Source organism: Geodermatophilus sp. URMC 62 (genome assembly GCF_052931475.1).
This window is the reverse complement of sequence record NZ_JBRFHY010000001.1, coordinates 4,337,180-4,358,593: the sequence shown is the minus strand read 5'-3', so window position 1 is coordinate 4,358,593 and position 21,414 is coordinate 4,337,180. Positions and strand designations below refer to the sequence as shown.

General features: G+C 78.4%; 19 protein-coding genes and 1 pseudogene. 11 read left to right on the top strand and 9 right to left on the bottom strand.

Annotated features, from left to right (window positions below; translation table 11 throughout):
- Positions 1-4: 4 nt before the first annotated feature.
- Together ACU616_RS21115 and ACU616_RS21110 are read right to left on the bottom strand one after the other, a co-directional pair.
- Positions 5-736: a CPBP family intramembrane glutamic endopeptidase gene (locus ACU616_RS21115; RefSeq protein WP_446760373.1), complete on the bottom strand. Its 732-nt coding sequence runs from the start codon at positions 734-736 to the stop codon at positions 5-7.
- Positions 733-1,557: an alpha/beta hydrolase gene (locus tag ACU616_RS21110; RefSeq protein ID WP_446760372.1), complete on the bottom strand. Its 825-nt coding sequence runs from the start codon at positions 1,555-1,557 to the stop codon at positions 733-735. Before ACU616_RS21110 ends, ACU616_RS21115 begins: the two co-directional genes overlap by 4 nt.
- A gap of 362 nt (positions 1,558-1,919) precedes the next feature.
- Here ACU616_RS21110 and ACU616_RS21105 point away from each other — a divergent pair, with 362 nt between their 5' ends.
- Entirely contained in the window at positions 1,920-4,403 is a 2,484-nt protein-coding gene (locus ACU616_RS21105; protein WP_446760371.1) for a lysylphosphatidylglycerol synthase domain-containing protein, read from the top strand.
- A gap of 35 nt (positions 4,404-4,438) precedes the next feature.
- On the opposite strand, the gene ACU616_RS21100 is transcribed toward ACU616_RS21105, so the two are convergent.
- Positions 4,439-5,470, bottom strand: a complete 1,032-nt coding sequence (locus tag ACU616_RS21100) for a site-specific integrase (protein ID WP_446760370.1) — start codon at positions 5,468-5,470, stop codon at positions 4,439-4,441.
- A gap of 138 nt (positions 5,471-5,608) precedes the next feature.
- On the opposite strand from ACU616_RS21100, the gene ACU616_RS21095 reads away from it, so the two are divergent.
- A complete protein-coding gene (locus ACU616_RS21095) occupies positions 5,609-6,817 on the top strand; it encodes a hypothetical protein (RefSeq protein ID WP_446760369.1) in 1,209 nt (402 codons plus the stop codon).
- A gap of 27 nt (positions 6,818-6,844) precedes the next feature.
- Here ACU616_RS21095 and ACU616_RS21090 read toward each other — a convergent pair whose 3' ends face one another.
- The gene (locus ACU616_RS21090; protein ID WP_446761542.1) at positions 6,845-6,976 is read right to left on the bottom strand and encodes a hypothetical protein; all 132 of its coding nucleotides are present in this window, start codon (positions 6,974-6,976) and stop codon (positions 6,845-6,847) included.
- Positions 6,977-7,103: 127 nt separating this feature from the next.
- Positions 7,104-7,235 (bottom strand): annotated as a pseudogene (locus ACU616_RS21085) (hypothetical protein); the annotation flags it as partial.
- 80 nt (positions 7,236-7,315) lie between these two features.
- On the opposite strand from ACU616_RS21085, the gene ACU616_RS21080 reads away from it, so the two are divergent.
- Positions 7,316-8,965, top strand: coding sequence for an amidohydrolase (locus tag ACU616_RS21080; RefSeq protein ID WP_446760368.1), 1,650 nt, complete (start codon positions 7,316-7,318; stop codon positions 8,963-8,965).
- 6 nt (positions 8,966-8,971) lie between these two features.
- Here the strand turns inward: ACU616_RS21080 and ACU616_RS21075 are convergent, their stop codons facing one another.
- Positions 8,972-10,039: a cytochrome D1 domain-containing protein gene (locus tag ACU616_RS21075; protein ID WP_446760367.1), complete on the bottom strand. Its 1,068-nt coding sequence runs from the start codon at positions 10,037-10,039 to the stop codon at positions 8,972-8,974.
- Between the two features lie 226 nt (positions 10,040-10,265).
- Positions 10,266-11,774 carry a carboxylesterase/lipase family protein gene (locus tag ACU616_RS21070; protein ID WP_446760366.1) on the bottom strand — a complete coding sequence of 503 codons (1,509 nt, stop codon included), beginning with the start codon at positions 11,772-11,774 and terminating at the stop codon, positions 10,266-10,268.
- Between the two features lie 258 nt (positions 11,775-12,032).
- Here ACU616_RS21070 and ACU616_RS21065 point away from each other — a divergent pair, with 258 nt between their 5' ends.
- The 3 genes from ACU616_RS21065 (at position 12,033) to ACU616_RS21055 (ending at position 13,101) form a co-directional block, all read left to right on the top strand.
- Positions 12,033-12,395 (top strand): hypothetical protein, encoded by a 363-nt coding sequence (locus tag ACU616_RS21065; RefSeq protein WP_446760365.1) that lies wholly within the window; start codon positions 12,033-12,035, stop codon positions 12,393-12,395.
- Between the two features lie 101 nt (positions 12,396-12,496).
- A complete protein-coding gene (locus ACU616_RS21060) occupies positions 12,497-12,643 on the top strand; it encodes a hypothetical protein (RefSeq protein ID WP_446760364.1) in 147 nt (48 codons plus the stop codon).
- A gap of 254 nt (positions 12,644-12,897) precedes the next feature.
- A complete protein-coding gene (locus ACU616_RS21055; RefSeq protein ID WP_446760363.1) occupies positions 12,898-13,101 on the top strand; it encodes a cold-shock protein in 204 nt (67 codons plus the stop codon).
- A gap of 94 nt (positions 13,102-13,195) precedes the next feature.
- Here ACU616_RS21055 and ACU616_RS21050 read toward each other — a convergent pair whose 3' ends face one another.
- Together ACU616_RS21050 and ACU616_RS21045 are read right to left on the bottom strand one after the other, a co-directional pair.
- Positions 13,196-14,170, bottom strand: a complete 975-nt coding sequence (locus ACU616_RS21050; protein WP_446760362.1) for a patatin-like phospholipase family protein — start codon at positions 14,168-14,170, stop codon at positions 13,196-13,198.
- Positions 14,171-14,182: 12 nt separating this feature from the next.
- The gene (locus tag ACU616_RS21045) at positions 14,183-15,361 is read right to left on the bottom strand and encodes an FAD-dependent oxidoreductase (protein ID WP_446760361.1); all 1,179 of its coding nucleotides are present in this window, start codon (positions 15,359-15,361) and stop codon (positions 14,183-14,185) included.
- A 115-nt stretch (positions 15,362-15,476) separates the two neighbouring features.
- Between ACU616_RS21045 and ACU616_RS21040 the strand changes: the two genes are divergently transcribed.
- From ACU616_RS21040 to ACU616_RS21020, 5 genes are all read left to right on the top strand, one after another.
- Complete coding sequence (locus ACU616_RS21040; protein ID WP_446760360.1) at positions 15,477-15,857, top strand: hypothetical protein; 381 nt, start codon at positions 15,477-15,479, stop codon at positions 15,855-15,857.
- Between the two features lie 113 nt (positions 15,858-15,970).
- Entirely contained in the window at positions 15,971-16,483 is a 513-nt protein-coding gene (locus ACU616_RS21035; protein WP_446760359.1) for a hypothetical protein, read from the top strand.
- Between the two features lie 201 nt (positions 16,484-16,684).
- The gene (locus ACU616_RS21030) at positions 16,685-17,725 is read left to right on the top strand and encodes a 3-oxoacyl-ACP synthase III (protein ID WP_446760358.1); all 1,041 of its coding nucleotides are present in this window, start codon (positions 16,685-16,687) and stop codon (positions 17,723-17,725) included.
- Positions 17,722-20,280, top strand: coding sequence for an alpha/beta fold hydrolase (locus tag ACU616_RS21025; protein WP_446760357.1), 2,559 nt, complete (start codon positions 17,722-17,724; stop codon positions 20,278-20,280). Before ACU616_RS21030 ends, ACU616_RS21025 begins: the two co-directional genes overlap by 4 nt.
- Positions 20,277-21,263 (top strand): NAD-dependent epimerase/dehydratase family protein, encoded by a 987-nt coding sequence (locus tag ACU616_RS21020; RefSeq protein WP_446760356.1) that lies wholly within the window; start codon positions 20,277-20,279, stop codon positions 21,261-21,263. The genes ACU616_RS21025 and ACU616_RS21020 overlap by 4 nt, the downstream gene beginning before the upstream one ends.
- Positions 21,264-21,414 lie beyond the last annotated feature (151 nt).

Below are 21,414 nucleotides of genomic sequence, written 5' to 3'. Positions count from 1 at the left end.
GCCCTCACCCGGGCGCGCGGCGGAGGCGGTGCGCCGCGGCCGCCGCGAGCGTGCCCGCCGCGTTGGCCGCGAGGTGGAGCAGGACCGGCGCCAGCAGGCTCCCGCTGCGCAGCCGCAGCCAGGTGAACAGGCCCCCCGCCGCCGCGGTGGCCGCGCAGCCCAGGCCCACGGCGAGACCCCGGGCGACCGGACCCCCGGCCAGGTCGTTGGCCACCAGTGCGCTCCGCGTGGGGTGCACGTGCCAGATGCCGAGGAGCGCCGCCGAGCCCGCGACCGCCACCGGCGGCGACACGCTCCGGGCCAGGGCCGCGAGCAGGACGCCGCGGAAGGCCGTCTCCTCCCACAGGACGGTGCCGAACGGGATGCGCACCAGCACCCGGTGGGCGACCTCGCCGCCACCGGCCCCGCCCAGCCGGGCGTCGGCGAGCAGCGGCCGGACCGCCGGGACCGCGAGACCGGCTGCGCAGCCCCCGGCCACCACCGCGGCGAACGGGCCGCCCCACCGCAGTCCGGCGCGGAGGCGGTGCCGGTCGAGCCCCAGCTCCGACCAGGACAGGCCAGCGCCGCGGGCGGCCACGAGGAGCAGGCCCGTCGCCGCGACGTTGGCCCGCACGTAGGAGCCGGAGGAGCCGGGCAGCCGGGGGACGACGACGTTGTTCCAGGCGCCGAGGACGAGCACCAGCGGTGCCGTGAACGCGAGGACCCTCCTCCGGCCGGGAGGGCGGGCACGGGTCACGGCCCGTCGGCCAGCGCGGCGAGCTCGACGACGGCGTCGACCAGCGCCGCGCCGTCGAGCAGGACGGCGTCGTTGTGGTCGGCGCCGGGCACCTCGACCCGGCGGTGCAGCCGCGCGGCGGCCTCGGCCACCTGACGGCTCTGCGCCGGCGGGACGATCGTGTCGGCGCCGCCGTGGACGACCGTCGTCGGCGCCCGCACGCGGGCGACCTGCTCGGCGACCGGGTAGTGGTCGCGCAGCAGCGCCCGCACCGGCAGGAAGGGGTAGTGCGCGCTGCCGACGGCGGCCAGGTCGACGAACGGGGACCGCAGCAGCAGCCCGGCGGGCGGGTGCTCGACGGCCAGCTCGGTGACGACGGCGCAGCCCAGGCTCTCGCCGTAGTAGAGGAGCCGCTCCTGCCGGACACCGGCCTGCTCGAGCAGCCAGCTGCGCGCGGCCCGGACGTCGAGGGCGAGCCCCGCCTCGCTGGGGCTGCCGGGGTTGCCGCCGTAGCCGCGGTAGTCGAACAGCAGCACCGCCAGCCCGGCCGACGACAGCGCCCGCGCCAGCGGCGCGCGCAGCCCGAGGTGCCCGCCGTTGCCGTTCGCCACGAGGGCGGCGGGGGCCTCGGCGGTCGGGCCGGGCACGAACCAGGCTCCGAGGGAGAGGCCGTCGGCGGTGGTGAGCGTGACGTCGCGGCCACCGGGGACGGCGTCGGCGGCCGCGGGCACGGGCCCGTCGTCCGGGAAGTAGACGAGGCGCCGCTGCAGAGCCCAGAGCAGACCCACCAGCACAGCCAACACGACCGCGACGACCACCGCGGCCCGGAGCACGGAGCGCACGGCTGATGGTGGCGGACGGCGAGCACCGGGGCCCGCAGCGACGGCGACCAGTGTGTCGACCCCGAGGGGGCCGTCCACCGGTGGCTCCCGTCGTCGGCCCTGGGCCGTCGCGCCTGACGCGGGGCGGATCGTGCTCAGGACCGGGGAGCGGGTCCAGCGGGTACGGGCTCGGCAGCGGGGTCACCGCGTCCGGTCCGACGGCCGGGGCGGCGCGGGCGTCGCGCAGCGTCGTCCTGACCCCCGGTCGGGTCACGCCCCGCCGGGGAACCCCGCACCGGCACCCCGGCGCGGCTCCCTGCGGGCCCCCGGGACGGGCCTCCCGCGCGCCACGGTGTGCACGGCGACCCCGGAGGGCGGACCGCATGGACGAGACGAGCACGTCGGACCGGCCCAGCGCCCCCTCGACGCAGCTGCCGGAGGCGCCGACGACCGGGTCCCCTCCGCCGACGCGGGCAGCGGGCGCAGGCGCCGTCCGGGGAGGTGGGTCCTCCCTGGAGGAGGTCACCGGGTACGACCGGTCCCCCAGCGACGTGCTCCGCGCCGGCGTGCTGACCGTCGCGGCCGTCCTGCTGCTGCCGGTCGCCCGGTGGTCGCGCGAGACGGCCGCGGCAGCGGACGGGGACCTGGTCGGGCGGCTGTCCTCGGCCGCGCCGGCCGTCGAGCGGTTCGTGACCGGCGCGGCCGCGCTGCTGGTGGTGGCGTCGGTCGTCGCGGCCTGGGTCACGCCCGCGGTGACGCGCCGGTGGCGGCTGTCCGGCTACCTGCTGGTCGGCGGCGTCCTCGCCGTCGCACTGGCGCAGGCAGCGGGCTGGCTGCTCGACGGCGGTGGCACGGGCGTCCCGCCGCGCGGGGCCGCGTGGCCCGGGGACCTCGACGACGTCCTCCGGGTGGACGGCCTCGCCGTGGCCGCGGCGTCGTTCGCGGTGCTGGCGCCGTTCGTGTCCCGCCGGTGGCGGCGGGCCGGGGTCCTGGTCCTCGCGGCCACCACGCTGCTGCAGCTCCTGTCGCCCCGGCCGTCGCCGGCCACCCTGGCCGTGTGGCTGCTGCTCGGCGCCGCGGTCGGCTCGGCGACCCTCCTGCTGCTCGGCCGTCCCGTCGCCCGGCCGACCCGGGGAGCCGTGGCCGCCGCCCTGGCCGGCAGCGGGCTCGATCCGGTCGAGGTGGCGCCGGCCGTGGTCGACGCCCGCGGCTCGGTGCCCTGGACGGCGCGGCTGCGGAACGGGGACCGCGTGTTCGCCAAGGTCATGGGTGCGGAGAACCGGGCCGCGGACCTGCTGTTCCGGGCCTACCGGTTCCTCCGGCTGCGGGACGTCGGGGACGAGCGCCCGTTCTCCTCCCTGCGCCGCACGGTCGAGCACGAGGCGATGGTGTCGCTGCTCGTCCGGGACGCCGGCGGGCGCACGCCCCGCCTCCGCACCATCGCCCCCGTCGGGCACGACTCGTGGCTGCTGTCCTACGAGCTCGTCGACGGCACGACCCTCGACCGGGTGCCGGACACCGCCGTGACCGGGCCGGTCCTGCACGGCATCTGGGAGCAGGTGGCCGTCCTGCGCCGGCACGGCGTCGCCCACCGCGACCTGCGCCGGGCCAACGTCCTCCTCGATCCGTCGGGCACGCCCTGGCTCCTCGACTGGGGGTTCAGCGAGGTCGCCGCCGCACCGGCGCTGCTGGACGCCGACGTCGCCCAGCTGCTCGTCGCCCTCGCGCTGCAGGTCGGGGTCGGGCCTGCCGTCGACACCGCGGTCGCCCGGCTGGGGCCGGAGGCGGTGGCCGCGTCGCTGCCGCGGCTGCAGCCGAACTCGCTCAGCGGCGCGACACGGGACGCGCTGAGGCACGACAGGGAGCTGGCCGGGGAGATCCGCGCCGCCGTCAGCCAGCGGTGCGGCGTCCCGGAACCGCGGTTGGCCGACCTGGAGCGCATCCGGCCCCGGACGCTCCTCGTGGTCGGCGTGCTCGTCCTCGCCACCTACCTGCTCGTCCCGCAGCTCGGCGACGTGGCCGGCATGGCCGAGCGCGTGCGGCACGCCGACTGGGCCTGGTCGCCGCTGGTGCTGGCGACGTCGGCGCTGACGTACGTCGGTGCCGCGCTCAGCCTCGCCGGGGCGGTGCCCGGGCGGCTGCGGGCCGTCCCCACGTTCGTCGCCCAGCTCGCCTCCTCCTTCGCCGGCCGGCTGGTGCCCGCCGGTCTCGGGGGGATCGCGCTCAACGTCCGCTTCCTGCAGCGCAGCGGCGTCGACGTCGCGGTCGCCACGTCCGGCGTCGGGCTCAGCTACGCGGCCGGGACCGTCGTCCACGTGCTCCTGCTGCTGGGGTTCGGGGTGTGGGCCGGGCGGTCGCTGCCGGACGTCGCCCGGCCGGTGGAGTCGCCTCCCGTGGCCTGGGGAGCCCTGGCGGTGCTGGCGCTCACCGTCGCCGCGTCCGCCGTCCCGGCCGTCCGGCGGTACGTCGTCACACGGCTGGGGCCGCCGCTGCGCCGCTCCGTCCACGGCCTCGACGGCACCCTGCGCAGCCCGGGCAAGGTGGTGCTGCTGCTGGGGGGCTCGGCGGCGACCACGCTCGGCTACCTGCTCTGCCTCTACCTGTCCACCCGGGCGCTGGGCGGGGACGTGGGTCTGGCCCCGGTGGGCGCCGTCTACCTCGCCGGCGCCGCCGTGGCCGCCTTCGCGCCGACACCCGGCGGTCTCGGCGCCCTCGAGGCCGCCCTCGTCGCCGGACTGGTCGGCGTCGGGATGGACCACACGATCGCCGTCCCCGCCGTCTTCCTCTACCGGATCGCGACGTTCTGGCTGCCCGTCCTGCCCGGGTGGGCGGCCTTCGGCTGGCTCCGCAGGTCGCACTACGTGTAGCTGCCCGGCGAGCGGGCCGGCACCGGGTCGACGGGTCAGAGGCCCAGCGAACCCGAGGCGGGGTCGGCCCACCGGCTCGACGCGTCGTAGGAGCGGACGACCAGCGACCGCCACCGGCCGGTCCGGCTGATCTCCTTCTCCGGCACGCCCTGCGCGTAGGCCGTGGTGGCGAAGCCGCGCCGCAGGGAGTGCGGCGACAGCCCCTCGGAGACGACGCCGGCGCGCTCGGCGGCCCGCTTGAGGACCAGGTCGACGCTGCGGGTGGTCAGCGCGGTCGTGCCGACCCGCGGGGCGTGCCCCTTGCCCACCGACCGGAACAGCGGGCCGGTGGTGATCCCCTGCGCCGCCAGCGCCGCCAGCCAGGCGCGGGTGGCGCGGACGGGACAGGTCACCTCGCGGACGCCCTCGGCCAGGGCCAGGGTCTCCCCCGCGCCCTCCTGGTCGGTTTTGGAGAAGCGCAGCAGGACGTCGAGGCCGCCGTGCCCGGCCGGGGCGAGGTCCTCGATGCGCAGCCAGACCAGGTCGCTGGCGCGCAGGCCGAGCGCGAAGCCGACCAGGAGCAGGCAGCGGTCGCGCAGGCCGGCGAGGGTGTCGGGGAGGTCCTCGACGAGGGCCCGCACGGTCGCGGTGTCCAGGGCCCGGGCGCGGCGCGGCCGGTACCCGGAGCGGACGGCGGTGCGGCGGATGCCGGCCAGCGTGCGCCGCACCCCCTCGCTGTCGCCGGGGACGGCGTGGCCCGCGGCGCGGTGGGCGTCGTTGAGCGCCGACAGCCGCCGGGCGACGTAGCGCGGGCTGCGCCCCTCGTCGGCCAGGGCGGCCAGCCAGGCGGCGACGGCCAGCGGGTCGGCGGGCAGGGCGCCGGGCAGCGACCGGGCGGCGCACCACTCCCGCCAGGCGGCCACGTCCCGCGCGTACGCCTCCCGGGTGGCGGCCGACTGCGCCGCGGCGACGTAGGAGCCGACCGTGGTCAGGTCGCCGGGCAGCAGCAGGCCGTCGCCGCCCGTCGCCGCCGGGACGGCGACCGGGCGCGGGGAGGTCTCCCCCGCCTCGCCCGGATCGGACCCCACGGCAGCTCCCTCGGTTGCCTGCGCCATCCACGGATCACTTCGCAGAGTAGGTGATTCTCGGAAGCGATGTACACCTGACCGCACACCGACCCGAGATGAATGAATGGATGGACCGTGCATCCGACTATGCTCACGACCGTGACGCAGCCTGCCGGCGAGGCCGGGGTCGAGCCGTGCGCCTTCCCCGGCTGCACCGAGCCGCGCCGGCCGCGGACCCCGGGGCGCAGCGGCCCCTCTCCCACGTTCTGCGCGCGCCCCGACCACAACCCCGAGTCGGCGCGCCAGGCACGGGCCCGGGCATCGGGCTCCCGGTCCGCCCGCGCCGTCGCCACCGCCACCGCACTGGCCGAGGACCTGCCCCCGGAGGGCCGGGTCCGGCAGCTGGTGGGCCGGTGGGCGGCGGCCACCCGGGAGGCTGCCGCTGCGGCCGAGGCGCAGGCCGCGCTGCTCACCGCCGCCGTCGACGCCCTGGACGCCTACCGCGACGAGACGACGGTGGAGGCGCGGATCGCCCAGGCCCGCTCCGACGTCGAGGCCGCGCACGCGGCGCAGCTGCGCGCCGAGGAGCAGGCCCGGCTGGCCACGCGGCTGCAGGCGGAGGCGCAGCGGGCGCGGGAGGCGGCCGAGCGGGACGCCGAGGCGGCGCGGGCCGACGCCGGGCAGCAGGTCGCCGAGGCGCGGGCCGAGGCCGCGCGCCGGGTGGAGCTCGCCGAGGAGGCGCGCCGGGGAGCCGAGACGGCCCTCGAGCTGGCCGAGTCCGACCGCGTCCGGGCCGAGGACGCGCGCGCCGCCGCCGAGCAGCGGGCCCACGACACCGAGGTGGCCCGGCAGGCGGCGGAACGGGACGCCGGGGAGGCGCGGCGGGCCGAGCGCGGTGCCCGCGAGGACGCCGCCCGCGAGCACGACGCCCTCGTCGAGGCCCGGGCCGGGTGGCGCGTCACCGAGCGCGAGCTCGCCCAGGCGGTGCGGACCCGCACGGAGGAGCGCGACGCGGCGCTCGGCGCCCGCGACGAGGAGCGGGCCGCCGCGGTCGCCGCGCGCGAGCAGGCCCGCGACGCCGGGCACGAGCGGGACGCCGCCCGCCGCGCCGAGCAGGACGCCCGGACCCGGGAGCGGGATGCGGCCGGGCGGGCCGCGGCAGCCGAGCGCGACCGCCAGCGGGCGCTCACCGACGCGGCGCGGGCCGCTCAGCGCGCGGAGGACGCCGACCGCCGGGCCGCGCAGGCCGAGGCCACGGCGCGCTCCGCCGGCGAACGGGTCGGCGCCCTCACCGCCGAGGTCGCCGCCCTGCGGGAGCAGCTCGCCGCACGGCCCGCCGACGGCGCGGACGGCGCCGGGCGCGCCTGACCCGCGCCGGCCGCTCCCCCGCCGTCCTCAGATCGGCCCGAGAGCGTGCACGGCCTCGGCGACCTCGAGGAAGCCGGCCACGTCCGCGCCGAGCACCAGGTCGCCGGGCGCGCCGTACCCCTCGGCGGTGGACGAGCAGCGCTCCTGGACGTCGCGCACGACCTCGGCCAGCCGGGCCTCGGTGTGCTCGACGGAACACCGGTCGCGCGAGGCGTCCTGCGCGTCTCCAGCGCCGAGGTGTCTCCAGCGCCGGGGTGGCCACGCCCCCGGCGTTGGCCGCCCTGCCCGGCGCGAACGCGATCCCCGCCTCGCGGGACGTCCGGACCGCGTCCGGCGTCGAGGGCCGCGACGAGGGTGGCAGAGGGGGCCCGCGCCGGACGCCGCGGAACCGACCTGTCCGCCACCTGCCGGCCGGCACCGGGCGGCGCGGGCCGGGACGGCGGGCCGGGACGGGTCACACTGGCCCGGTCCCCATCCGGTGCGAGGAAGGACGACGCGGTGCGGCTGGACGTGCTCTACGTCGACGGCGACATCACCACCGGCGACCCCGGCCGGCCGCGCGCCCGCCGGCTGGGCGTGTGGCGGGGCCGGGTCGCCGGCCTCGACGACGACCTGGCCGGGTGCACCGCGGACACGGTGGTCGACCTGCGCGGCGCGCCCGTCGTCCCCGGGTTCCACGACGCCCACCAGCACCTGAGCATGCGCGGGCAGCGGCTGCGCCAGGTGGACCTGACCTCCCCCGGGACCGCCACCCTCGAGCAGCTCTACGCACGGGTGGCCGAGCGCGCCGCCGCCCTCGAGCCCGGCGCGTGGGTCCTCGGGCACGGCTACGACCAGAACAAGATCGGCGGGCACCCGACGCGGGAGGCCCTCGACCGCGCGGCGGGCGGGCGGGCGGTCTGGCTGTCGCACAACTCCGGGCACATGGGCGTGCTGAGCACCGAGGGCTTCGCCCGCGCGGGGTTCGCCGACCTCGACGCGGTGCCCGACGTCCCCGGCGGGCACGTCGAGCGCGACGAGCGGGGCCGCCCGCTCGGGCTGCTGGCCGAGCAGGCCCAGGGGCTCGCGCACGCGGTGCTGCGCCCGGAGCCGTTCGAGGACTGGGTCGCCGGCATCGGCCTGGCCAGCGACGTGGCGCTGTCCGAGGGCACCACCAGCATCACCGAGCCGGGCATCTGCGCGGGGCTGGCCGGCAACAGCCCCGCCGACCTCGCCGCCTACCTCACCGCCCGCGAGCGCGGCCTCCTCCGCGTCCGGGCCACCCTGATGCCGGCCGTCGACGCCCTGCACGAGATCGGCGACGTCGAGCCGGGACACCCCTGGTTCGGCGTGGACCTCGGGGTGCGCACCGGGCTGGGTGACGAGTGGGTGCGCGTCGGGGCGGTGAAGGTGTTCTCCGACGGCTCGCTGATCGGGCGGACGGCGGCGATGCGCGTCCCCTACGCCGACCGGCCGGACACCAGCGGCTTCCTGCAGCACGAGGCGCAGTGGCTGCACGAGCGGATCGTGGCCGCGCACGCCCACGGCTGGCAGGTGGCCACGCACGCGATCGGCGACGCCGCCCTCGACGTCGTCCTGGACGCCTACGACGACGCCCAGCGGCGCTTCCCGCGTCCCGACCCCCGCCACCGCGTGGAGCACGCCGGGGTGGCGGGCGACGACCAGGTCGCGCGCCTGGCCGCGCTGGGGGTGGTCCCGGTGCCGCAGGGGCACTTCGTCGGCGAGATCGGCGACGGGATGCTGCAGGCGCTCGGGCCCGAGCGGGCCCGGCTGTGCTACCGGCAGCGCAGCTGGCTCGACGCCGGGGTCGTCCTGCCCGGCAGCTCCGACTGCCCCGTCGTGCGGGGCGCACCGCTGCTCGGCATCCACGACCTGGTGAACCGGCGCACCGGATCCGGGCAGCCGTTCACCCCGGCCGAGGCGCTCACCGTCGAGGAGGCGCTGCGCGCCTACACCCACGGCTCGGCGTACGCCGACCACCAGGAGCACGAGAAGGGGACCCTCGCGCGGGGCCTGCTGGCCGACCTGGTCGTGCTCGGCGACGACCCCGCCCGGGTCGACCCGACGGCGATCGCGTCGATCGAGGTCGTCGCCACCGTCGTCGGCGGGGTGCCGGTGTTCGGGGCCGACCGGCTGCGCGTCTCCTGACGGCGCTCACCCGCCGGGCGCGGCGTCGAGCAGGCGGATCGTGCCGTCGCCGAAGTTCGTGACCAGCAGCCCCCGCCCGTCCGGGGTGACCGTGACGCTGGTCGGGTCGGTGCCGGTGGGCACCCGGGCGGTGACGGTGCCCGACGCGACGTCGACCACCCCGACGGTGCCCTCGTCGACGTTCGCGGTGTAGAGGTGCCGGCCGTCGGGCGCCCAGGTGACGTCCTGCGGCCCGGCGCCCACGCCGGGCACGGTGGCCACCACGCTGTCGCTCGCGGGGTCGACGAGCACGACGTCGCCGCCGATGTAGTCGACCAGCGCCAGGCGGGTGCCGTCGGGTGAGAACTCCAGGCTGTGCGGCCCGTCACCCACCGGGATCGTCGTCACCACGTCGTTCGTCGCCAGGTCGAGGACGGTGACCACGTCGGAGAAGTGGTTGGTCACGTAGGCGCGGCGGCCGTCGGGCGCGAACGCGATCCAGTGCGGGGACGGCGCGACGTCGATGCGCCGCACCAGGGCGCCGGTGGCCGGGTCGAGGACGTCGAGGTGGTCCTCGTCGAAGTAGGGCACGTAGAGCAGCCGCCCGTCGGGGGTGGTGGACAGGGCGTAGGGGCCCCGGCCCACCGGCACGGCGCCGACCACCCGGTCGGTGGCGGTGTCGATGGTGACGACGGCGTTGGCCGTGTACTCGGCGTCGAAGGCGGAGACGTAGGCGCGCGTGCCGTCCGGCGAGAAGGTGACCATCTGCGGCGGCGCGTCGGGGACGGGGATCGTCCCGGTCGGCTCGCCGGTGGCCGGGTCGATCCGGACCACCGCGCCGGCGGCGGGGTCGGCCACGTAGCCGAAGCCGCCGCCGGGTGCGAGGGCGAGGTGGTGCGGCGCCTGCCCGACCGCGACCGCCGGTCCGGTCCCCGGGGTGGCCGCGCTGGCCGCCGACGTCGGCGCGCCGGAGGACGGCGCCCCCGTGCCCGACGCCGCCGACGGGGCGGTGGTGTGCCCGGCGTGCTCCGTGCCGCCGGACGCGGTCGGGGCCGCCCCGGCCCGCCCGTCGGCCGGCGGAGGCCCGCCGCGCACCAGGAGCACGGCGGCCGTGGCGCCGGCGAGCAGGAGGACGCCGAGCGCGACGCCGGCGACGCGCCGGTGGCGCGGCGGCGGCGGTGCCTCCCGTGGGTGCCGTGGTGCAGGTCCATGGCCGCTGGTCCCCGTCCGCCGTCCGAGCGTGCATCCCCCCTCAGGGGCTGCATCGTCGGGTGGTCCGGGCCCGGTCACAAGGGGAACGGCTGCGGGGGGCGACCCCGGGTCAGCGGATGCCCTCCCACAGGACCCGCTGGTCGCCCCGGGGGTCGTTCACCAGCCGCACCTGCTCGCCGAAGTCCTGCACCGGCCGGCGCTGCGTGTCGTAGGGCGCCCAGCCGGGGTCGCCGTCGGTGACGAAGCGGACCCAGGCGCCGTGCATCGCGTCGGCCAGCGCCTGGGGGGCGGCCTCGCCCATCAGCGCGCCGTGGCCCTCCTGCTCGAGCGTGTCGAAGGTGAAGCCGAGCTCGAGGGCGTGGCAGGCGCCGAGCCGGCCGCCGAACTGCGGGGAGGGCCAGGAGAACTCGTACACCCACGCCCGCCCGCCGGCTCCGCCCTGCTCCCCCACCGCCTCGGCCAGCCGGATCGCCGGCACCCGGAAGAACCAGTCGGTGGCGACGTCGGCCAGGAGCTCCCCCGGCGTCGCGCCCGGACGGGCCGCGCCGTAGACCTCCAGGGCCCGGTCGGCCGGCAGCCCGTAGCCGGCGAGCGCCAGCGCGAGCAGCTGGTCGGTCACCAGGTCGGCGACGCCGTTGGGCACGAGGAACAGCCGCTGCTCGTCGCGGTTGGCGCCCACGAGGACGGCGACGTCGCGGGCCGACCCGCCGGCGATGCCCCGGATGGGCAGGTCGGGCAGCACGTCGCCGTCGACGACCGGCTCGAAGGCCATGAGGTTGACCGCGACCTCGCCGAAGCGGCCGGGGTCGGGCGCGAGGGCGACCTCCCGGGCCAGCCCCTGCTGCGCGGCGATCAGGTCCGCGACGGGGACGGCGGCCAGCGCCTCCCGGGTCGCCGGCACGCCGAGCCGCTCGGCGAGGTACCCGCCGATCCGCGTCGCCGTGGCCGCGGTGAGCGCGTGGTGGCCGGCGCCGCTCTGCGCCACCGCCTGGGCGAACAGCCCGCGCGCCGACGGCATCGCCAGCAGGCAGGCCACGCTCATCGCCCCCGCCGACTCCCCGCCGATCGTGACCCGGGCCGGGTCGCCGCCGAAGGCCGCGATGTTCTCCTGCACCCACCGCAGCGCGGCCACCTGGTCGAGCAGGCCGCGGTCGGCCGGGCCGTCGTCGGCGAAGTGCAGGAAGCCGTCGACGCCGAGCCGGTAGTTGATCGTCACGCAGACGACGCCGTCGCGGGCGAAGGCCGTGCCGTCGTACACCGGCACCGCCCCCGAGCCGTAGACGAAGGCGCCGCCGTGGATCCACACGAACACCGGCAGCCCCGAGGCGCCCGGGTCCGGGGTCCAGACGTTGAGGTTGAGGCAGTCCTCGCCCGGGATCTGCGGCTCGGGGAGCAGCACGTCGTAGGGCGGCGCGTAGGGCGGCTTGGGCACCGTCGGCCCGTACTCGGTGGCCGGACGGACCCCGTCCCAGCGCTCGGCCGGCTGCGGCGCGGCGAAGCGCCGGGCGCCGAAGGGCGGGGCGGCGTAGGGGATGCCGAGGAAGGCGTGCACGCCGTCGCGGCTGGTGCCGCGCACCGTGCCACCGGAGGTCTGGACCGTCGGTGTCGTCGTCGTCACCCCGCGGACGCTAGGCCTCGCCGGGGACCCCCGGTCCCGCCGGGCCGCGCCGGGCCGCGCCGGGCCGCGCCGGGTCCCATCGGGTCGTCGTCCCGCGACCCGGCGGTCCGGCGCGTAGCGTCGGGGGTGCGGGACGGCTCGGTGCCCGCACCGTCCCTGCCCGACGGCGGCGCGCCCCGCGCCCGGGCAGACCGCGCCGATCGGGCGCTCCCACCGCGGAGAGGCCGCGCGCCCCCGCCCTGACGTCTGGACCCCTGCATGACCACACCCGCCCTGCTGTTCCTCGCTCCCCCCTCGTCGGGGTACGAACCCGACGACGACCGCACCGACACCTCGGCTCCTCCTCCGCCGCGGGACGCCGCCCCGGGCCGCTCCGCGGGCCGTCACCGCGAGCCGGGTCGGCAGGAGCCGGCCGGAGGGCTGCGCATGACCCGCGGCGCGCGGGAGGCCGCCACCGGCATGGGGGTGAGCGACGCCGACGTGCAGCGCTGCCTCGACGCGCCCGACGACGTCTCCCCCGACGAGCGCACCCCCTCGCGCACCCGGTTCCGCCGCGGTGGGCTCGTCGTCCTCGCCGGCGCCGACGGGATGGTCCTCCGGGTCGCCCGCCGCGGCCGCTGAGGGAGCATCCCGTCGCCGCCCACCGGGGACGCTGCGCCGACGCCTCGCTCGGGTGCCCCTGCCGGGGCGACGAGGCGATCCACGAGGAGCACTCGCGCGCGATGGCCGAGGCGCGCTCCCGGTCCCACGAGCCGGTCGACTGCCCCGAGTGCGGCGCGCCCACGACGCCGCTGGCCATCGTCACGTGGGGCAACTGCCGGGCCTGCCGCACGGCGCACTCCCGCGTGACCGACCCCCTGCGCTGGTGAGCGCCGCGGCCGGCCGGGCCCGCGGGCACGGCCGGCCGCCGGGTCCGGTGTGATCCCGCTCCCCGATCGGGTCGCCGCCCCGGCGGCGGCGCGCAGCCCGTACAGTCGGTCCCGGTCGCTGTCGTGCCTCTGCTTCGTTCCCGGACGTCCGCAGTCGTCTCTGCCTGACGTTCCTCTCGGTCCTGCCGGTCGGTGCGGCGACCCGGGACCGGCGCCAGCCGGCCCCGACACCCCCAGCACGGAATGAGAACGACATGGCCCAGGGCACTGTGAAGTGGTTCAACGCGGAGAAGGGCTTCGGCTTCATCGAGCAGGACGGCGGCGGCGCCGACGTCTTCTGCCACTTCTCGGCGATCAGCGGCAGCGGCTACCGGTCGCTGGACGAGGCGCAGCGCGTCGAGTTCGACATCACGCAGGGCCAGAAGGGCCCGCAGGCGGAGAACGTCCGCGCGATCTGAGCGGCGCGCCGAGCGGCGCACCCGAGCAGCGCAGGAGGGGCACGGCGGGCACACCGCCGTGCCCCTCCGTCGCGTGTGCGGCCGGAGCCCGGAGCTACCCGGCCGCCAGCCGGACCAGGTCGGCGACCTCCGGCTCGGCCGCCCGGCGGCCGGCCGCGAGGAACGACTCCTGGATGACCTCGTTGAGGTGGGCGCGCGACATCATGTCGTTGCCCATCACCTGCTGCTCGCGCGCACCGGGCGCGAAGACCACGGTCCGGATCCCGTCGGCCTGCAGCGCCCGGACCTCGCGGTGCAGCAGCCGCGTGGCGTGCCGGCGGGCGGCCGCGTAGAGGTCCGGCCGCCACCCGGCCGACCCGCTCATCGGGGAGACGACGATGACGACGTCGAGACCCAGGCCCCGCAGGACCGCGGCGTTCGTCGGGGAGTGCACGCCGCCGTCGACGTAGCCGCGGCCGCCGATGCGGACCGGCGCGAAGTACCCGGGCACCGCGCACGAGGCCGCGACCGCCAGGTGCAGGGGCGCCTCGGGCGTGCCGGGACGGCCGAAGACCACGCGGCGGCCGTCCCGCCGGCGCACCGCGGTGATCCACAGCGGGGCGGCCGGCCAGCCCGGCGCCTGCTCCTCCAGCTCCCGCAGGGCGGCCAGCTGCTCGACGATGTCGTGCTGCCCGGGTGCCAGCAGGGTCATCCCGGCGGCCATCGGCCGGAACTGCCACGGCCGGGTCAGCGCCCGGTGCACCATCGACGGGCCGGGCAGCCGCAGGGGGCGGCGCAGCACGTCGAGCGGGCGGAAGGGCGCCAGCTCGGGGACGGGCGTGGCGGCGACGTGGCGCATCACGCCGCCCTCCCCGGACAGCGGCGCCTTGACCGTCCACGCGGCGAGGTCCTCCGCGGAGACCCCCAGCCGCAGCAGGGTGCCGGTGATCGACCCCGCGGAGGTCCCGACGACGACGTCCACCCGGCGGGCGTCGAAGCCGAGGTCGTGCTCGAGCACCGCCAGCACGCCGGAGTGGTAGGCCTGCCCGACGACGCCGCCACCACCCAGGACCAGGCCGACGCGAGTCATGGGCCGAGCCTGTCACGCGGTCGCGGCCCGCACCGGGTCGTCCCACTCCAGGTGGTGGTCGCGCACCCAGGCCTGCGGGTCGCGCCGCCGCAGCACCAGCGGCACCACCAGGTCGCGGACCACGCGCCCCACGGCCGGCGGTGCCTTGGCGCTGCTGGTCCGGAACCCCTCGGCCACGACCCGCTCCGTGCGCCGGCGCCGGGCCCGCTCGTAGGCCGCCAGGGCCTCGGGCCGCGGCAGGTCGCGCAGGCAGCGGGCGAGCACGACGGCGTCCTCCATGGCCAGCGAGGACCCCTGCCCGGCGGCCGGCGAGGTGGCGTGCGCGGCGTCGCCGACGAGCACCGTGCGCCCGTCGTGCCACCGGCGGACGGCGGGGACGTCGTAGGTCGTCCAGCCCCGCAGCGGGTGCGGGGTGGCGTCGACGAGGGCCGGCGCCGGTGAGCGGTCGGACGCGTGCAGGTTGTGCAGCAGCGCCCGCCAGTCGGCGTCCGACCGGGCGGCGACCGCGTCGGGCGCGGGCTCCCGCGCCGCCGGCGGGTTGGCGAACCACCACGTCCGGCCGTCGGGCGCCGGGAGCCAGCCGAAGAACGACCGCCGGCCGAAGACCATCGTCAGCCGCCCCACCTGCCCGTCGGCGGGCGTGTGCTCGGCGTAGCCGGCGGTGTTGAGCACCGGCACGAAGCGGGGCGGCGCGGCGGCCGGGTCGAGCAGGGTGCGCACCGTGGAGCGGACCCCGTCGGCGCCGACGAGCAGGTCGGCCGACTCGCTGGTCCCGTCGGCGAAGGTCGCCCGCACGCCGCCCGGGGTGCTCGCCACCGCGGCCAGCCGGGAGCCGAAGCGGACGTCGACGCCGCGCCGCGCCGCCTCCGCGTGCAGCACCCGGTACAGGTCCGACCGCCGCAGCGAGATGCCCCCGGGGCCGCCGGTGCCGGTCGGCAGCGTCCCGAGCACCCGGCCGGTCCCGCTGCGGAACTCGATCAGGGGCGTCGGGAAGCCCGCGTCCCGCACCGGCCGGTCCGCGTCGACCGCCCGCAGCGCGTCCAGGCCGTTGACCTGCACCCCCAGCCACGCCCCGACGTCCCCGGCGGGGGCCGGGTGCGCCTCGTGGACGGTGACGTCGATGCCCGCCTTCTGCAGCGCCATGGCGGTGACCGGTCCCGCGACGCCGCCGCCCACCACGATCGCCCTCATCGCCCCTCCCCCACGTCGCCCCTCCCTCACGGCGCCCCGTGCCGGAGCCCGCACTCTGCCGCACCGGCGGGACCGGCGGCGGCCGACCGTCGGTGGCCACCGGCAGGATCGGCCCGTGGTCGCCTTCTTCCTCCCCCGGGCCAGCGACGACGAGCAGGCAGAGCGGCTCTACGAGGCCCTCGCCGAGTTCGCCGGCTGCGAGCCCGCGCCCCCGCCGCGGCGGGTCCGCTCGATCGCCTTCGACCAGGACGGCGCCCGGTGGGTCGCCGAGGTCGGGGAGGAGCTGCGCGGCCAGCGGACGACGCGGCAGCTGCGCCGCGGCGAGCTGCTCGAGCGCACCGAGACGCTGACCTCCGCCGCCCGGGTGCTCGCCGTCTACCCGGGCACGCCGTTCGTCGTCGTCACCGACGCCGCGCCCATCACCGGGACGCCGTCGGAGTGGGCCAACCCGTTCACCGCCACCCCGGGCGACGTCGTCCTGTTCGACGCCCCCTGAGCGAGCGACCTGAGCCCGGGACCCGTGCGCACGGCGCCCGACCCCCTGGTCAGCGACGCCGGCCCGGCGGACCCTCGGCACGGTCACCCCGACCCACCACCCGGGAGGCCGTCGTGTCCCGAACCCCGCACCCGTGTCGAGCCGGGGCCGCGCTCGCGGCCGCCGTCGTCCTGCTGGCCGCGTGCGGCGGCGAGGACGGCTCCGCGAGCGGCTCCGCGAGCAGCTCCTCGCCGGCCCCGAGCGCCGCGCAGACCGGGGAGACCACCGCCTCCGGCTCCGGCGCCGGGGACTTCTGCGCGCAGGCCGCCGGGATCGACGAGCGGGTCGAGACGGCGCTGGACGGCATCGGCGACGACGACCCCTCGGTGCGGGACGCCTTCGACCAGATCGCGGCGGAGCTGCGGGCGGTCCAGGCCCCCGAGCCCATCGCCGCCGACTGGGCCGCGCTGGCCGACGGCCTGGACCGCACGGCCGACGCGCTCGCCGACCTCGACCTCACCGACCCCCAGTCGCTGGCCGGGCTCGAGGACGTCGGGGACGAGCTGTCCACGGCGAGCGACCACGTCGAGGCGTACCTCCGCGACGAGTGCGGCACCGGCACCTCGGGAGCGGCGCCGACATCCTGAGGGCCGGCACCGCCGCCGGGCGGCACCCCGGCGGCGCGGCGTCGCTCACCGCGAGGGGCCGTGTGCGCTCCTCCCCCGCCGCACCGGCTGCTGGCGGGCAGGGCGGACACTGGCGGAATGCGCGTGCAGAGGTCGGGTAGTGGAGGCGCCAACGAGGGCGGTGGGCAGGAGGCCGGCCCTTCCGAGGACTGGACCCCGCGAATGAACGGCTCACCCGTGAACGGCAACGCCACGCACCGCTTCGGCAACACCGCCGTCCTGGCGCTGCAGACGGCCGACGCCACCCGCGTGGTCACGTCCGACGCGCTCGACGACGTGCTCGCCGACACCTACCGCCGGGTGGGGCTGCGGCCGGGCCTGCTCGAGCGCCTCGCCGGCATCCGCGAGCGCCGCTGGTGGGCCGACGGCGTCACCTTCGTCGACGGCGCCGCCGAGGCCGGCGCGAAGGCGATCAGCGAGAGCGGCGTCGACCCGGCCGCGATCGGCCTGATGGTCAACACCTCGGTCAGCCGCAGGTACCTCGAGCCCTCGACCGCGGTGGCGGTGCACCACGCGCTCGGCCTGCCGCGCTCGTGCCAGAACTTCGACGTGACCAACGCCTGCCTGGGCTTCGTCAACGGCATGGAGCTGGCCGCCGCGATGATCGACTCGGGCATGGTCGAGTACGCCCTGGTCGTCAACGGCGAGGACTCCCGGCCGGTGCAGGAGCGGACCCTCGAGCGGCTCAACGAGCCGGGCACGACCTCGAAGGACGTGATCGCGCAGTTCGCCACCCTGACCCTGGGCTCCGGCGCCGTCGCGATGGTGCTCGGCCGCGCCGACCGGCACCCCGAGGGCCACCGGCTGGTCGCCTCGGTGAGCCGCGCCGGCACCGAGCACCACGAGCTGTGTGTCGGCGACAACGACCTCATGCGGACCGACCTCAAGGGCCTGCTCGACGCCGGCCTGGCCCTGTCGGAGGACATGTGGGCCGACGCCGCCGCCGAGGTCGACTGGGCCCGCGGCATGGACCGCTACATCGTCCACCAGGTGTCGAAGGTGCACACCCAGGCGATGTGCGACCGGTTCTCCATCGACCCGGCGCTGGTGCCGACCACCTTCCCGACCCGGGGCAACCTGGGCCCGGCGTCGGTGCCCTACACGCTGGCCGGCCAGCAGGACTCCCTCGTCGACGGCGAGCGCGTGCTGCTCATGGGCATCGGCTCGGGCCTCAACGTCTCCTGCCTCGAGCTCACCTGGTGAGGGCCCCCGACAGCCCCGGCCTCCCGCCGGACCTGCCGGGCCTGGACCCCGCGTGGTCGCGCACGGTCGCCGTCGCTGACGCCGCGGGCGTCAAGCACACCTGGCACGTCCTCGACAACGGCGTCGCGGACCCGGTGGGCACGCTGCTGTGCGTCCACGGCAACCCCACCTGGTCCTACCTGTGGCGCCGGCTGCTCGCGGCCGCCCCGCCCGGCTGGCGGGTGGTCGCCCCCGACCAGCTCGGCATGGGCTTCTCCGAGCGGCTGACCGGGCCGCGGCCGCTCGCGCAGCGCATCGCCGACCTCGGCGACCTCACCGCGGCCCTCGGCGTCACCGGCCCGGTGGTCACCGTCGGGCACGACTGGGGCGGGGTCGTCTCCCTCGGCTGGGCGCTGGAGCACCGCGCGGACCTGCGCGGCGTCGTCCTCGCCAACACCGCCGTCGCCATGCCCGAGGGCGACTGGGGTCCCGCGCTCATCCGCGCCGCCGACGCCCCCGGCGTGCGGGCGGCGGTCACCGTCGGCACACCGGTGTTCGTCCGGGCCACGACGGCGCTGTCCCGGCCGGCGCTGCCGGCCGGGGTCCGGCGCGCCTTCGCCGCGCCCTACCGGACCGCGGCGCGGCGCCGGTCGGTGGGCGACTTCGTCGCCGACATCCCCTTCTCCCGCGGCCACCCCTCCCGCGCGGCGCAGGAGGCCGTCGCCGAGGGCATCCGCGGCCTCGACGTCCCGGCGCTGCTGCTGTGGGGCCCGCGCGACCCGGTCTTCGGCGAGCGCTACCTGGCCGACCTGCGCCGCCGCCTGCCGCAGGCCCGGCTGCACCGCTACGAGGGCGCCTCCCACCTCCTCCCGGAGGACGCCCCGCAGTACGCGCAGGCCGTGGCACAGTGGGTGAGCGACCTCGGCACCGGCCCGGTGCCGCCGGCCCGCCCGGCGGGCGACGCCGGACGCCGGCTGTGGTCCGCCCTGGAGGAGCGCGCCGGCGACGACGCGCCCGCGGTGGTCGAGGTCGGCGGCGCGACCGTGACCTGGTCGGCGCTGGCCCGGCGGGTGCGCGACCTGGCCGCCGGCCTGGCCGCCTCCGGCGTCCGCCCCGGGCACCGCGTCGCGCTGCTCGTGGAGCCCTCCGCCGACCTCACCGCCGCGGTCTACGCCGTGTGGCGCGCCGGCGCCGTCGTCGTGGTGGCCGACAAGGGGCTGGGGCTGCGCGGCATGCGCCGCGCGCTGCGCAGCGCCGCGGTCGACTCCGTCATCGGCGGCCGGCCGGGCCTGGCCGCGGCCCGGCTGATGCGCCTGCCCGGCACCCGGATCGCCGCCGGCCGGCCGGGCCCCGGGTCCGGCGCCGCGCACACGCTCGACGAGCTGGAGACGCTCGGCCGGTCCGCGCCGGCGCCCGCCGAACCCCCGGTGGACGACGACTGCGCCGTGCTGTTCACCTCCGGGGCCACCGGGCCGGCCAAGGGCGTCGTCTACACGCACCGCCAGGCCGGCGCCCAGCTGGAGCTCGTGCGGTCCACCTACGGCCTCACCGCCGGCGACCGGTTCGTCGCCGCGTTCGCGCCCTTCGCCATCCTCGGCCCGGCGCTGGGCATCGGCTCGGCGGTCCCCGACGTCGACGTCACCGCCCCCGGCTCGCTCACCGCGACGGCGCTGGCCGACGCCGCGGCCGCCGTCGACGCGACCGTCGTCTTCGCCTCCCCCGCGGCGCTGCGGCGGGTCGCGGCCACCGCGGGCGACCTGACCCCGGAGCAGCGGGCAGCGCTGGCCCGGGTCCGGCTGCTCATGTCGGCCGGCGCGCCCGTCCCGGCCGCGCTGCTGCGCTCGCTGCGGGAGGTGCTCCCGGCCGCCGACGCGCACACCCCCTACGGCATGACCGAGGCGCTGCCCGTCACCGACGTCTCGCTGGCCGGCATCGAGGCGGCCGGCGACGGCGAGGGCGTCTGCGTGGGCCGCCCGCTGGCCGGCGTGACCGTGCGGGTCAGCCCGCTGTCCCCCGGCGGGGAGGCCGACGGCGAGCTCACCGACCGCCCCGGCGTGACCGGCGAGGTCTGCGTCCGCGCCGCGCACGTCAAGGACCGCTACGACGCGCTGTGGGCGCTCGAGCGGGCGTCGTCGCGCGACCCCGGGTTCCACCGCACCGGCGACGTGGGGCACCTCGACGCCGAGGGCCGGCTGTGGATCGAGGGGCGCCTGCAGCACGTCGTCACCACGGCGGCGGGCGTCGTCACCCCGGTCGGGATCGAGCAGCGGGTGGAGCGGCTCGCGGGCGTGTCGGCCGCCGCGGCCGTCGGCGTCGGCCCGGCGGGGGCGCAGGTCGTCGTCGTGGTCGTCGCGCCGTCGGGACGCCGCTCCGGTCGGCGCGGGCGGCGGATGGCGCTGGCCGGCCCGGAGCTGGCCGACGCGGTGCGGGCCGCCGCCGGGGTCGAGGTCGCCGCGGTGCTGGGCACCGCCGCGCTGCCGGTGGACGTCCGGCACCAGTCCAAGGTCGACCGCGGCGAGGTGGCCCGCCGCGCTGCCCGGGTGCTGGCCGGCGCGCGGGCGCGGCGCCGCCCGTGAGGGTGCTGGTCACCGGCGCCAGCGGGATGCTCGGCCGGGCCACGGCCACGGCGCTGCTCGCACGCGGCGACCAGGTGACGGTCCTGCAGCGCCGTCCCGCCGGCCTGCCCTGCCCGGAGGTGCTCGGCGACGTCGCCGACCCGGCGGTCGTCGGCCGCGCCGCGCGGGGTCAGGACGCCGTGCTGCACCTCGCCGCCAAGGTCGACGTCACCGGCCCGTGGGCGGAGTACGCGCACGCCAACGTCGAGGGCACCCGCGCCGTCGTCGACGCCTGCCGGGTGGCCGGCGTCGGGCGGCTGGTGCACGTGTCGTCCCCGTCGGTGGCCCACGCCGGGACGGCGCTGACCGGGGTGGGCGCCGGGCCGGCCGACCCCGCGCGGGCCCGCGGCCGCTACGCGCGGTCCAAGGCCGTGGCCGAGCTCGGCGCGCTGGGCGCGGACTCCGCCGCGCTGGCCGTGCTGGCGGTCCGCCCGCACCTGGTGTGGGGCCCGGGTGACACCCAGCTCGTCGCGCGCATCGTGCAGCGGGCGCGGGCCGGGCGGCTGCCGGTGATCGGCTCGGGCGCGGCGCTGATCGACACCACTTACGTCGACAACGCCGCGGCCGCGCTGGTCGCCGCGGTGGACGCCTGCGGACCCGTGCACGGCGAGGCCCTCGTCGTCTCCAACGGCGAGCCGCGCCCGGTCGCGGAGGTCGTCGGCCGGCTCTGCCGGGCCGCGGGCGTCCCCGGGCCGCGCCGGCGGGTGCCCTTCGGCCTGGCCTGGCTGGCCGGCGCCGCGGTCGAGGCGGTGTGGGAGGCCACCCGCCGGCGCTCGGTGCCCCCGCTGACCCGGTTCCTCGCCGAGCAGCTGGCGACCGCGCACTGGTTCGACCAGCGGCGGACCCGGGAGGCCCTGGGCTGGCGGCCCGCGGTGGACCTCGACGAGGGCTTCGGGCGGCTGGCCGAGTGGTACCGCCGCACCCCGCTCCCCGACCGCGGATAGGGGTCCTCCACCCGCTGCGGTGCCGTGCGGCGAGGGCGCCCGGAGGTACTGGTCGACCGACGGGTCCGGCCGCCAGGTGCAGGGTCAGCCCTGAGGCCGGTCGAGGGCCTGCCTGCTGGTCGGACCCCGGTCGTCGGGCCGACCCTCGGTC